The sequence below is a fragment of the Fusibacter bizertensis genome, assembly GCF_029914245.1.
GTDB classification, from domain to species: Bacteria; Bacillota; Clostridia; order Peptostreptococcales; family Acidaminobacteraceae; genus Fusibacter_C; species Fusibacter_C bizertensis.
Genome location: NZ_JARYZI010000006.1, coordinates 144258 through 157880, shown reverse-complemented (window position 1 = coordinate 157880; position 13623 = coordinate 144258). Strand labels below are relative to the sequence as shown.

Here is a 13623-nt window from a genome sequence, read left to right as displayed (position 1 = left end):
TCAACTACCCAACATATTAACGAGTGAATCTGCTTGTGATTGAAGTTTCGACATTGCTGTCTCCATGGCTGAAAACATACTATAATAACTAGACTCTTTATCAGCCAAATAATCTTCTAAGCTGTTAATTCTAGTATCATATTCTAGTAATTTTTTTGTGAGTTCATTGTTAATTACACTAGAATCATTAATAAGTCCAGCCTTATTAACCAAAATTCCTTTATTACCATTTTCATCTCGTGTCGTTCTTGTATAATCTTTCATAATATCGTCAAGTCTAGCTCCGATTCCACTTTCCTTATATCTAACAGAAGCATTTCCATTTAGATAAGTTTCATCAGATTGTTGTGAAAACAACTTGACTACACTGTCAAAATTATTCTCTAAATTCTCTGAGAGTTTAGTTTCATCAATATAAAGTTTACCTTTGTCCGTATAACTAGCGCTTGTAATTCCAATACTACTCAGCGAAATACCAACTCCTTCAACTGGTTCTACCAGTGCATTTCTAAGTTTTGATAAAAACGCATCTAATTCTGATGAACTTCTAATGACACCTGATTTCGCTTTATCTTCCCATTTTTTAATTTCATCTTCCGAAAGCGCATCTCTTTCATCATCAGTTAAAGGCTCATAGCTATAATATTTTTTTTCACTATATTTTGTAGAAATATCGTCAATTAACTGATTATATTCACTTACAAAGTTCTTGATATTGTCAATGATCGGTGTTTTATCTATATTTACAGAAACGTCAATTGCTGATGCTGTTACAGCTTTTAAGTTGTAAGTAACACCTTCAAATGAAAATAAATTACTATCTTGAACAACTTCGGTACCGTTAATACTCAAAACCGCATTTTTCCCTTCTTCATGTACAAAATTAGGATCTGAAAAATCAGTCACACCAAATAGCTTAGAAAAAAGCACTTCCGTGTTGGAACCCGAAGCTATCTCTATATTATTGACACTACCTTCTGTAGTAGATTCTAGCGAAAATTTGTCGCTCAGGCTATCATAGTTTAAGCTAATGCCAGCATTAGATTTGTTAATCTTATCCATCATGGTCGCATAAGTATCTTCTTCTGATAAGGAAACTGACTTTCCATTGATCAGTAAAGTTCCTAAATCTGAGTCAGTCAAACCAAATAGATCTTTAAGCGTTTTTGATTGATAGTCTATATTAGATTGCCCTGAAGTTAAACCAAGCGCAGATAAACTAGTTGCTGATGTATAATCTGCAACTCTAACTACAGATCCTGATTTATCAATGGATATTTCACCATTTATTTCTGAAACTAAATTGTTATAATTAGAACCGAAAGCTTCAGCTATTTTCGTATTAAGTGCAGCAACAAACTCCGTTGAGTTATTGATTCCACTTAATTCAGTTTGAGTAATCTCTATTTTTTTAGAATTACTTCCAATTAACAAATTCATATCAAAATTATCGGTTCCCATGCTGGTTTTAAAAGCATTAAAATCAAATCCAGAAGTTGTGATTCCTTTAATTCCAGATTTAACACCTGACATGGTATCTTTTGTTGCCAATTGAGTTATACTATCTATCGTTAATGTTCTAGATTTAATATCAGCATTTGCAGTTATCTCTACTGCAGTTGATGCAACCCCACCACTCGTTACATTGTACGAAAATCTTCCAAAAGAGGAAGATGAACTAATGTTTTTAGATGGTGATAATGTATCAAAATACTTCGCTTGTAAATCTTTAATTTTAGAAATAACATCTCTATATGCTTCTTGTTGCCAAGATACATACGTTTGACTTTTTTTCACTTTATCAAGTCTAGCACTCTCTGCTTTCATTAAATCTTTAACCATTTGATCCGTATCCATACCTGATGCAATTCCAGATATTCTTGTTACTGCCATATGCTCACTTCCTTTTTAATACAAAACACTTACGCTTTCTCATCAACAAAAAGCCCTGCTAATTCCCACATCTTAGCAATCATATCTTGAATTTTCTTGGGTGGGAATTCTTGAATTACTTCACCCGTTTTTGAATCTTTTACAGTATACATAATTGTATGTGTTTTTGAATGAACAGATCGTTCAATAACCCTATTGTATACTTCTAAAGATTTATTTGCCTGTTCAACTGATTTTTGTAAAATTTCATCATCAACATTTTTTTTGTCTTCATCCTCTTTCGATGATTTTTTAACTAAAGTTTCTGTTTTTATTCTTTCTACAGGCTTTGCAACTGGAATTCTAGTTTCAATTGATTTTCTAACGGCTTCCGTGCCTGTATTAGTTGTGGGTTGACTCCCTATGTTAATCTGGTTAATCTTCATAATACATTCTCCTCTCCATGGAAAAAACTATATTCTGTAGGATATATCGGCATTCATCAGAGAAATCTTTATAATATTCAGACGAATTAATGTTTATTTTTGGATTTGAGAAACTTCATAGGCGTCTAAAATTATTTTCATTGCTTTCATTCCTTGAATGCCATTGATATAGGGTTCACGGTTTTCAACGATAGCTTGGAAGAAGTCTTTATATAACGGCGTGTGTCCGCTCCCATAAACAGAATCAACTTCATCATTTACATCATCACGATCATAAGACCTTTCATCTTCAAATTGCCATACCTTAATTTCATTCACTGCTAGTCCACCTATTACTACCGTTCCTTTTTCACCAAAGATACTTAAGGTTTCTTCTAAGTTTTTAGGATATACACACGCACTTCCTTCCACAATGCCAATCGCTCCACTTTCAAAACGCAATAAAAGAGCACCAAAGTCTTCCATCTCTATTTTTCTTAAAAATGTACCTCTCTCTGCATGCACTCTAGTGACCTCAGAATTCATCATCCACTGGAGTAAATCGATATTATGGATGCATTGATTCATCAAAGTACCACCATCAAGTGTCTTTGTGCCTCTCCATGGTGCTTGCTTATAATAGTTCTCATCTCTGGTCCAAAGTATACGTGCAGTACCGTTAATGATCTTTCCAAATCGCCCTTCTTCTACGGCCCTTCTTAACTTTTGTATAGGTGGATTGAAACGGTTTTGATGTGACACACATATTTTAACATCATTTTTCTTTCCCGCAGCGTTAATCTTATTTGCATCATCCGTGGATAGTGCCATTGGCTTCTCAATTAGTACATGTTTTCCATGTTCTATACAGTAAAGTGCGTGCGACGCATGGTAACCACTTTCTGTAGCGATAGCAACTGCATCAATTTCGGTATATTTTAGCATATTTTTATAATCTGTATATAAGTCCACTTTTCCATCTATCATTTTATCCAAATATTGTTTTTGTCTTTCAATCGCTCTACTTTCAACTAAATCACATACAGCAACCAGTTCAGCTTCATCTGAGTTATTAATCAACGCTTCCACATGTTTATAAGAAATTCGTCCGCATCCTAGGATTGCGACTTTTAACTTTGACATTATTCACCTCGGCTATGCTTTTAATTAGCGTGTTTATAATTAAAGCAATTCAATGTTGTCACGTTTACTAACATTTTTCATTGCATTTTTTGTATCAAAAATAAACGTAGCATTGTTTTGAACCATTTCATAATCGACTTTTGTATGTGCAGTTGTCACAACTACAAGGTCATACCCCTTTATAGCTGATTCGTTTAATACTCTAAGACCCTTACGTTCTTTACCTTTGTAACGATAATTTTCTATATAAGGATCATAATAATCTATCATACTACCCGATTCCTCAAAATGTTCAATCACCTTAAGTGCTGGACTTTCTCTAAAATCGTCAATATCTTGTTTATAAGCCACGCCAAGTATCAAAACCTTTGATCCATTGAGTGGTTTCTTAAATCGATTGAGTATAAGACTACATCTTTCTACAACATAAGCTGGCATACCATCGTTGATAATACCTGAAGTTTCTATAAGCTGTGTATGATAATCATATTCCCTTGCCTTCCAGCTCAAATAGTATGGATCAAGAGGTATACAGTGTCCACCAAGTCCAGGTCCAGGATAAAACGCTTGAAAACCATAGGGTTTCGTTTTAGCCGCTTCAATCACTTCCCATACATCAATTCCCATCTTATTGCAAATAATTGCCATCTCATTGGCAAGACCTATATTGATGTTCCTATAAGTATTTTCAAGAATTTTCTCCATCTCAGCGACTCTTGGCGATGATGCTTCAAATATATCTCCTTCAAGTACATTACGATACATTGCGGCAGCTATCTCTGTGGCATCTTTTCCAACACCACCAACTACCTTAGGTGTATTCTTCGTTTTGTAAAGCAAATTGCCAGGATCAACTCGTTCTGGTGAGAAAGCTAAAAAGAAATCTTCACCACATTTTAACCCACTTCCTTTTTCAAGGATAGGTAAAAGTAACTCTTCAGTGGTACCTGGATAGGTCGTACTTTCAAGAACAACAATCGTTCCTGGTTGTAAGTATTTTGCAATCTCTATTGTTGAATTCTTTACATAACTTATATCGGGCTGCTTATAATCATCAAGTGGTGTCGGTACACAAATGGCAATGAAATCTGCTGCTGATACCACTGAAAAATCGGAAGTAGCACTTAACTTTCCATCTTTTATGATACTCTCAAGCTCACTATCGACCACATCGCCAATATAGTTCTTCCCTCTATTCACCATATCTATCTTTTCTTGTTGTACATCAAAACCGATGGTTTTATAGCCTGCCTTTGCCTTTTCAACAGCAAGGGGAAGTCCAACATACCCCAGGCCAATTACAGCGACAACCGCTGTTTTATCTTTAATACGATTAAGTAATAATTCTTTCATCTCATTCATCAGCGGAAATCCTTTCTCTGCTTTGATTTTCAATGATTTGATGATCAACCTTTTGGTAAGTTTTATCACACACATCACATTTATATCCGTAATTAACATCAGATTTCTTAAGTCTATTCCCACAACTGCATACATATCCAATAATTTTACCTGGATTTCCAACGACAAGTGCATAGTCAGGTACGTCTTTTGTCACTACAGCACCGGCCCCAACAAATGCATATTTGCCTATATTATGACCACATACTAAAGTTGCATTTGCACCAATTGAAGCACCTTTTCCTACTACAGTTTTACGATATTCATCTTTTCGCTGAATAAAACTTCTAGGATTGATGACGTTGGTAAATACACATGAAGGCCCTAAAAAAACATCATCCTCACAGATTACCCCTGTGTACACAGAGACATTATTTTGGATTTTTACATTATTACCCAAGCTTACTCCAGGAGAGATTACTACATTTTGGCCGATGTTACAACCAACACCTATTTGACAATCTTTCATAATATGAGAAAAGTGCCAAATCTTAGTATCTGCACCAATTTCGCAAGGTTCATCCACATAACTCGATTCATGAATGTAGTAATTTAATTTATCCATATTGCCTCCTGAAATAAAAAATCAACTCAGAGTTTATAACCTAAATCTTTTTATGATCTCACAAATCGACATTTGCTGAGAGTGGGTTAATTCTGCATACATTGGTATAGCGAAAGTTCTCTCTGATAAATATTCCGCAACTGGAAAATCACCCTTTTTATAACCTAACTGTAAAAATGCCTTTTGTAAATGAAGCGGTACAGGATAATACACACCTGTCGATACCCCATTGTCTTTTAAGTGTTGAATAAGAGCGCTTTTATTTTCAGCTCTCAAAATATACATATGATATACATGCTTCACATGAGATGCAACTTTAGGCAACGTAAATTTTAAACTTTGCTCAAATGGGTGAAGCGTTTGCGTATAAACCTCTGCATGATCAATTCGTGCAGTATTCCATTCATCAAGGTACTTTAATTTCACATTGAGTATTGCCGCTTGAATTTCATCCAGTCTTGAATTGTGTCCAATAAGATAATTGTAGTATTTAAAAGGATTGTAAACCGTATTGTCCTCATTTTGGTCAATGATGATTTCTTCAGTCATTCCATTTAAGAAATTAGAAGCTTTTTGACCATTTTCTCCACTGCCATGTGCTTTTATAGCTTTGCAAATAATTGCGATCTGATCATCATTTGCTATGATCATACCACCATCACCTGCAGCACCAAGATTTTTTGTTGGAAAAAACGAGAAACATGCTATATGTCCAATTGTACCAAGTTTTCTGCCCTTGTATTCACCACCTATTGCTTGACATGCATCTTCTATTACATATAGATTATTCCGGTCAGCAATCTGCATAATTTCATCCATATCACATGCATTACCAAACAAATGAACTGGCATGATCGCTTTTGTACGTGGTGTTATTGCAGCTTCTATTTTTGTGACATCAATATTAAACGAATCTGCTTCAACATCAACAAATACAGGCGTAGCACCAACATACGCGATACTCTCACCAGTGGCAAAGAAAGTATAAGGCGTCGTAATGACTTCATCTCCTTCTCCAATGCCAAGGGCTTCAAGTGCTATGACAAGTGCATCAGTACCGTTTCCACAAGAAATCGCATGTTTTACACCTAGATATTTAGAGAAATTCATTTCAAACGCTTTTACCTCTGGTCCCATGATAAATTGGGTAGAACTCATAACGTTTTCAATTTGATTCATTAGCTCAGAACCAATCGCTTTGTTTTGTGCTTTTAAATCTATTAAGGGAATATTCACCATAAAACCTCTCATATTTTTATTTTAATCACAAATACATGTTTTTATAATATAGTTCATAATTACCTGTTACAATATCATCAATCCATTCTTGGTTATCACAATACCAATTTATCGTTTGTAATAATCCGTCTTCAAATTGATATTTAGGACACCACATTAACTCTTTAGTTATTTTTGTATTATCTATGGCATATCTTTTATCATGTCCAGGTCGATCATTTATATATTTTATTAATTTTTCTGATTTTCCCATTTTTGAAAGAATAAATTTTATGATCTCAATGTTTGTTTTTTCACTATTCCCTCCGATGTTATATACTTCACCAGAAATACCATGAGTCATAACAAGTTTTATAGCTTCACAATGGTCTTCTACATGTAGCCAGTCACGAATTTGCAATCCATCTCCGTACACAGGAATCTCAAAGTTATTCTGACAATTCCTTATAACCAATGGAATAAGCTTCTCAGGAAATTGATTAGTTCCATAATTATTGCTGCATCGCGTTATATTTATGGGGAGCCCGTAAGTCGTGTGATACGCTTTAACAAACAAATCTGCACTTGCTTTTGAAGCTGAGTAAGGGCTATTTGGAGATAAACTTGTTAGTTCCGTAAATTTTCCCAGCTCCCCTAATGATCCATAAACTTCATCTGTAGAAACCTGAATAAATTTAGTTCCTTCTCTATATTGACGATTATGCTTATCTAAAGGGTCAATTTTCCAAAACTGATTTGCAACGTTTAAAAGCGTCTGAGTTCCCATTACATTAGTCTTAAGAAAAACCATAGGGTCTAATATACTTCTATCAACATGAGATTCAGCTGCAAAATTTACAACGATATCAATAGCATATTTTTCAAATAAACTATATACTAACTCATGGTCTGTAATATCACCTTTTATAAATACATAATTTTGATTCTCACTTATTGCACTTAAATTTCTTAAATTTCCTGCATAAGTTAATGCATCTAAATTTACAATATTGTATTTATCATTATTAAGTAACAATTTTATAAAGTGACTACCTATAAAACCTGCTCCTCCAGTAACTAAAATTGTATTAATAAACTCACCACCTCATTAAGATTCATTCAATAATGTAAGAATATATTTACCATAATCGGTCATAGCCAATTTTTGACCAAGGTTTCTGAATAACTCGTCACTGATAAATTTTTTCCGCCATGCTATTTCTTCTAAGCATGCAATATATAGTCCCTGTCTTGATTGAATTGTCTCGACATATTCTGCAGCCTTTAACATACCTTCAGGTGTTCCAGTATCAAGCCATGCGATTCCTCTGCTTAAAGGTACTACAACTAACTTACCTAGTTCTAAATAACGATTATTTATGCTTGTGATTTCTAATTCTCCACGTTCAGATTTTCTAACTGACTTTGCTATTTTTATCACTTCATTATCATAAAAATATAAGCCTGGAACTGCATAATTTGATTTTGGAATCAAGGGTTTTTCTTCAATTGATACTACATTATATTCCGAATCAAACTCTACCACTCCAAATGATGAAGGATCTTTAACAGGATATCCGAAAATTTTAGCTCCTTCGATAATTTCAGAGCTTTTTTGTAATTCTCTTACAAGATCCTGACCAAAAAATATATTATCACCCAATATTAGACAAACACTTTCATTACCAATAAAATCTTCCCCTAAGATAAACGACTCTGCAATACCATTAGGATATTGTTGTATAACATATTCAATTGATATCCCTAATTCCTCTCCCGTACCCAAAAGAGCGCGATATTGATGAATGTCTGAAGGTGAAGTAATCAATAATATTTCTTTAATTCCAGCTAGCATCAATACAGAAAGGGGATAATATATCATTGGTTTATCATAAATGGGGAGTAATTGTTTTGATATTACTTTAGTCATTGGATAAAGTCTGGTACCTTTACCTCCTGCCAGAATTATTCCTTTCATAATTCTTACCCTCCTATATGTTGTTTTGTATTAAGTCATAGCACTCGTAAGAATTGGTAGATTTACCAAAATTAAAAGCATGATCTAATGGTTTATTACCCATATAATCCTCTAAAGAAATCTCAACTCCATTTGCAATTAGCAATTTAACAATTTCAATTTGACCTTTTTTGCATGCCATGATAAGTGGTGTATTACCTTCGCGATCTTGTTCATTCATGTTATATTCACACATGATGAAATATTTTAATAACTCCACATTTCCTTCATAACAGCAATTACAAATCTCTAGCAATTTGTCTTTATATAGATAAATATTATAATCAATAGTTGCATAATAAAAACACCACTTATTTTCTCTAATTAGCGTTCCAGCTTTTTTTGTAGATTTAATCTTATCAATAACACAATGCGAAATAGGTATGTTTTCTACTTTTGGTAATTGAAAATCCCGAAAATTTAGAGCTCTAATTTGATTTTTAATTGTGTGTGCAGTTTGCTTCATATCAATGATAATATTTTTATAGTTAACACTTGCTTTAGAATGATATGTTGATCCTTTTGCACTTTGAATTTTTGATACAATGTTGCCATTAATTATATTGTCAAAATTATCTCGGATTAAGATTATACCAGCTCGAATGTATTCTTGGTATAATTGTTTTGCATTCATATTTGAAGCAATTGGAATTTCTATTTGTGATATAATTTCCCCAGTATCAATCCCATGGTCAATTTTATGCAAAGTAACACCTGTAGAAGTTTCATTATTTATAATGGGCCAATAAGAAGTGTACATTCCTTTGTAACTAGGTAATAAAGAAAAGTGAATATTATATAGGTTAGTAGATTTAAATCTGCTTGGGTTAATTAGTTTATCAAATTCAAGCGATAAAAAAATCATATTACTAAACGAATACACAAACTCTAAATTCACAATATTTAATTGTTCGTTATAAGCATATTTTAAAAATGAACGTTGAAAACCATCAATTCCATTATCTGTACTATTTGTAATAACATAAATATCATCTTTGTCGAAATATTGCATTGCTAGTTTACATATTTCAATTGCAATATTATTTTTACCAGCTATGCATATTTTCATGTTTACCTCACTACTTTTCACTTATTTCAAAATCATTAATTACATCTATAATATAGTCAACTTCCTCAAGACTTAGACCGTTATAAATTGGGAGACTTAATACTTCATTCGCAAATAATTCAGTTTTGGGAAAATCACTTATTTTATATCCTAATGATTGATATGCATCAGATAGATGTGGTGGAATTGGATAATGGATTTGAGTCGTAATCCCCTTTTTTTGCAAATAATCTATCAGTTCTCTTCTGAACTCACATCGAACAACAAACAAATGCCAAACATGTCCACAATTCTGATCTATCTCTGGCAATTTAATTAGGATATTACTAATTTTTCTCAAATACCTCTGAGCAATACTCACTCTCTCTGCTTGCATTTCATTAAAAAGTTCCAGCTTAACCAACAAAATTGAAGCTTGAATTTCATCTAATCTAGAATTTATCCCCTGAATCTCATTATGGTATTTTATTTTACTTCCATAGTTTCTTAGTAATTTAACGCGTTCATAAATCTCAGTACTTGAAGTTACAATAGCACCTGCATCACCAAAAGCGCCTAAATTTTTAGTGGGATAAAAACTGAAGCAACCAATATCACCAAAAACTCCAGTTACTTTACTATCAAATGTTGCTCCATGTGACTGTGCACAATCCTCAATCACATAAAGATCATACTTTTCAGCAATATTCATAATTTCTGTCATATTTGCTGCTTGTCCATAAAGATGAACCACTAATATCGCCTTAGTTTTAGAAGTGATTTTTTCTTCGATTCTTGAGCAATCTAAATTATGGAAATCATTAGGTTCCACAAAAATAGGAATCGCTTTATTTTCAGTTATACCTAGTACTGAAGCAATATAGGTATTTCCTTGAACAATAACTTCATCTCCTTCTCCAATTTCTAATGCTCTAAAAGCTAATATCAATGCATCAAGTCCAGAATTGAGACCCACACAGTATTCAGCCCCTACAAAGTTGGAAAATGCATTTTCAAAATCTCTAACTTTGTTACCAAGTATATACCAACCAGAAGTCATTACCTCAGACACTGATTTATCAAATCTATCTTTATATTTTTTATAGCTCAAATCAAGACGATTAAATTCAATATTCATTTTGACCAATATCCTTTCGCAATGTATGACATGAAGTCCTTATATTCTCTAATATAGTCGGATTCATCATAATATTCTGATGCAGCTACACAAAGCACACTGTTATCAATATTCCATTTCATTTCATGCCAAACACCCGGGCGAACGATAATTGATTTTTCAGGCGAATCAAGTATTATTTCATGACTATTTTTACCATCATCTAAAAGTACGCTTATTTCACCATAAGGACACCAAAGTACTTGTTCTAATTTTTTATGTGCATGTTTGCCTCGGATTGTATTTTGATGAACCTCATAAACAAAATATACGCGCTTTATTTCGAAAGAAATATCTTTCACAGCTTCAAAAAATGCCAGTTTTCCTTTGTTATCTGAATTCACTTTGAAATTAATGAGTATATCTTCAAGCATATAGAACCTCTTTTATTTAATTAAAACATTTGACTTGTTTATTTAAGCAATTGACTTCAATCCTATTTGCTTTTTTCCATTCAATATAATTTTTTTCACCGGATCCTATAACAGCTGGAATTCCAAGTTCTGCACATCTAATTGCCATATGTGAGTTTGCACCTCCAAACTTAGTAATCAATCCTCCAATATTTCTCGAAAAAAGAAAATCATAACCTGGATCAGCTGACTCAATCATAACAATTAATCCTTCAATATTTCCAACCTGAATATCTTTTTCATCAACCTTTAATGCCGTAACTGATTTTTGAGTAATAAAATTTGGTTCTTCATCAAGTAGATAAAATTGATATATATCCTCTGGGCTAATAATTAAACTCGGGAACTTAACAGCCTTAGTATAATGATACATTCTTTTGTTTTTAACAATATCATCCATTAAAATATCATATACATCTCTGTGATCTAAAGATGCATATAATTCAAGGATTCGGTGAATATCTACGAATGCTAAATCTTCTCTAGATATACCATATTTTCCGCCAAATTCTTCCACAAGCTTCAAACACATACTAAGTGATTTCGAAAATACAAATTTTGTATATTCTCGTCCCTCAATCGCTTCGATGATAAAGGTTGTCAAGTCTTTAGCATTAACTTTAACGCCACCTTTAATTAGTAAATCATTTATCTTCTTTTCCTGCTCAATTGTAAATGTAAATTCACTACTTGGTCTTTCAAAAATATGATCCTTAGAAAAATAACTATCAAACTTTTCATCATAGCAATATGACATAATATCATAACTTCCTGGTCTAATATGTCCATATCTATCTAAAAAAACTTCTTTTGAAAGCGACCCTTGGCTTAATGCCAATAAATCCTCATTCATTTCTTTACTTATAGTATTAAGAGAATTCATAAATGTGTTGTATTCAAGATCAGTGATAATACCAGAATCAACAAATGATTTTAAAAATTGAACTGCAATAAACCCTGCCCTTGCAACTCCTGCAAAAGGAAGCGTTCCATATCTTTTGCAATCTTCAACAAGCCAATATATTTTATCTACAATCGAAAGATTACTATTTGTAATATCATCATATTTCTTTTCAAGCAACTTGCATTTTTCAATGTCTTTCTTATATAACCCCTCAACTGGATCAATTATATTATTCGTTAACTCTAACAAACATGATTCAATTTCTATTAACTCAGAATTATCAAATCCATAATCTAATAGTTCCAAAAGTCGCTCATTCAAATTAGCAAAATAACAGGAATATACAATTTCAAATTCGACTTTATCATGATAAATTGGTTTAGAAATTAATTTCTCAATATAATAATTAGCCAATTTTTCTGATGTGATTTCGTTTAAATTTTTAGGAATAAATGAATTAAAGGTTACTCTTACATCAATAAATGGAACACCTAAAAAAGTAACCATCAAGGGATGAGATCTTAAATTTCTGTATCCATAGTTATCTCTTTGATAAGCCCAAATATTATCCATGATCAATTCTTTGTATAGTGAAATTGACAATTGCTTTGGTCTTAATCCAATAATTTCTGCCGGATTCCAGTCCGGCATAACGCCAAATACAGTCCTATCACCTAATAAGTTTGGGTGCTTTGACATCAATTTTTCGACTTTTTTAAATATTTTATTTAAGGAAACATCAAGTGGTAAATTAGAAAAATTTTCTTTTCTACTAACAACAATTGGTCTTACTTGAAAAATATATATATTATCATGTATGTCAATTCCAAATTCTATATCCAAATATTTATGTCCCAATATTAACTCAATTTCCTTAATACAATTAATCAGGCTGTTCATATTTGGGTCTTGAATCTTAATCGTACTATTCTTAAAGCAAATAAAAGTCTTTGAATCTCGACTTGAACCATTTGTTATTGTATCGCTTTTGTCTGTTTCGTCGAAATTTATGACATAGTAAGGCGCAATAGTATCAATGTCACAAGTAAATCCTACTCCTGATTTAGCAATGCCTGACAACATTGGTTGAATTAAAACTACTTGCTCTTCTTTAGTGTTATATGAAGCAAAAACTGCTTCTATTGCTTTTATTAGCATCTCTGAATTCAATTTATCAACGTTTAAAACACTTTCAAACATACCAGCACTTGATTGTTCATTAGTATCTTCATTACTACATGAAGATCTAACAATTAATAGATCTTCCTCAAAAAAATCCTGGATTTCTTTTATATAAAAATTTGTGTCTATTTTAAAATCATGATAATTAATAGTTTTTAATGGTAAAATATTTGAAAGCTTAACTAAGCTACTTAAATCGAAAAGTGTCTCCGCTTTTGTTTTAAATGAATACTTTTGCATATGTTAAGCCTCCAATCT

At 32.5% G+C, this 13623-nt stretch carries 12 protein-coding genes; all 12 read right to left on the bottom strand.

What is annotated here, in order from left to right:
• Positions 1-1893, bottom strand: a complete 1893-nt coding sequence (fliD, locus tag QE109_RS10625) for a flagellar filament capping protein FliD (protein ID WP_281094453.1) — start codon at positions 1891-1893, stop codon at positions 1-3.
• A gap of 29 nt (positions 1894-1922) precedes the next feature.
• On the bottom strand, positions 1923-2318 hold the full coding sequence (locus QE109_RS10620) for a flagellar protein FlaG (RefSeq protein ID WP_281094452.1): 396 nt from the start codon (positions 2316-2318) through the stop codon (positions 1923-1925).
• Positions 2319-2411: 93 nt separating this feature from the next.
• Positions 2412-3440, bottom strand: coding sequence for a Gfo/Idh/MocA family protein (locus QE109_RS10615; protein ID WP_281094451.1), 1029 nt, complete (start codon positions 3438-3440; stop codon positions 2412-2414).
• 39 nt (positions 3441-3479) lie between these two features.
• Positions 3480-4793 (bottom strand): nucleotide sugar dehydrogenase, encoded by a 1314-nt coding sequence (locus QE109_RS10610; RefSeq protein WP_281094553.1) that lies wholly within the window; start codon positions 4791-4793, stop codon positions 3480-3482.
• A 1-nt stretch (position 4794) separates the two neighbouring features.
• Positions 4795-5406, bottom strand: a complete 612-nt coding sequence (locus tag QE109_RS10605) for an acyltransferase (RefSeq protein ID WP_281094450.1) — start codon at positions 5404-5406, stop codon at positions 4795-4797.
• A 33-nt stretch (positions 5407-5439) separates the two neighbouring features.
• Positions 5440-6642 carry a DegT/DnrJ/EryC1/StrS family aminotransferase gene (locus tag QE109_RS10600; protein ID WP_281094551.1) on the bottom strand — a complete coding sequence of 401 codons (1203 nt, stop codon included), beginning with the start codon at positions 6640-6642 and terminating at the stop codon, positions 5440-5442.
• Between the two features lie 28 nt (positions 6643-6670).
• Positions 6671-7717 carry a dTDP-glucose 4,6-dehydratase gene (gene rfbB / locus QE109_RS10595; RefSeq protein ID WP_281094549.1) on the bottom strand — a complete coding sequence of 349 codons (1047 nt, stop codon included), beginning with the start codon at positions 7715-7717 and terminating at the stop codon, positions 6671-6673.
• A gap of 15 nt (positions 7718-7732) precedes the next feature.
• Positions 7733-8602 carry a glucose-1-phosphate thymidylyltransferase RfbA gene (gene rfbA / locus QE109_RS10590; protein ID WP_281094449.1) on the bottom strand — a complete coding sequence of 290 codons (870 nt, stop codon included), beginning with the start codon at positions 8600-8602 and terminating at the stop codon, positions 7733-7735.
• A gap of 13 nt (positions 8603-8615) precedes the next feature.
• Complete coding sequence (locus QE109_RS10585) at positions 8616-9710, bottom strand: ankyrin repeat domain-containing protein (protein WP_281094448.1); 1095 nt, start codon at positions 9708-9710, stop codon at positions 8616-8618.
• Positions 9711-9720: 10 nt separating this feature from the next.
• The gene (locus QE109_RS10580) at positions 9721-10827 is read right to left on the bottom strand and encodes a DegT/DnrJ/EryC1/StrS family aminotransferase (RefSeq protein WP_281094447.1); all 1107 of its coding nucleotides are present in this window, start codon (positions 10825-10827) and stop codon (positions 9721-9723) included.
• A complete protein-coding gene (locus QE109_RS10575; protein WP_281094446.1) occupies positions 10824-11240 on the bottom strand; it encodes a sugar 3,4-ketoisomerase in 417 nt (138 codons plus the stop codon). Before QE109_RS10575 ends, QE109_RS10580 begins: the two co-directional genes overlap by 4 nt.
• A 16-nt stretch (positions 11241-11256) precedes the next feature.
• Positions 11257-13605 (bottom strand): PEP/pyruvate-binding domain-containing protein, encoded by a 2349-nt coding sequence (locus QE109_RS10570; RefSeq protein ID WP_281094445.1) that lies wholly within the window; start codon positions 13603-13605, stop codon positions 11257-11259.
• Between the last annotated feature and the right edge of the window lie 18 nt (positions 13606-13623).

Coding starts and splice junctions, on each gene's coding strand:
- QE109_RS10585 (WP_281094448.1), bottom strand. CDS start 9,710: ATGAAAATATGCATAGCTGGTAAAAATAATATTGCAATTGAAATATGT.
- rfbA (WP_281094449.1), bottom strand. CDS start 8,602: ATGAAAGGAATAATTCTGGCAGGAGGTAAAGGTACCAGACTTTATCCA.
- QE109_RS10610 (WP_281094553.1), bottom strand. CDS start 4,793: ATGAAAGAATTATTACTTAATCGTATTAAAGATAAAACAGCGGTTGTC.
- QE109_RS10615 (WP_281094451.1), bottom strand. CDS start 3,440: ATGTCAAAGTTAAAAGTCGCAATCCTAGGATGCGGACGAATTTCTTAT.
- QE109_RS10620 (WP_281094452.1), bottom strand. CDS start 2,318: ATGAAGATTAACCAGATTAACATAGGGAGTCAACCCACAACTAATACA.
- QE109_RS10580 (WP_281094447.1), bottom strand. CDS start 10,827: ATGAATATTGAATTTAATCGTCTTGATTTGAGCTATAAAAAATATAAA.
- QE109_RS10605 (WP_281094450.1), bottom strand. CDS start 5,406: ATGGATAAATTAAATTACTACATTCATGAATCGAGTTATGTGGATGAA.
- fliD (WP_281094453.1), bottom strand. CDS start 1,893: ATGGCAGTAACAAGAATATCTGGAATTGCATCAGGTATGGATACGGAT.
- QE109_RS10575 (WP_281094446.1), bottom strand. CDS start 11,240: ATGCTTGAAGATATACTCATTAATTTCAAAGTGAATTCAGATAACAAA.
- QE109_RS10570 (WP_281094445.1), bottom strand. CDS start 13,605: ATGCAAAAGTATTCATTTAAAACAAAAGCGGAGACACTTTTCGATTTA.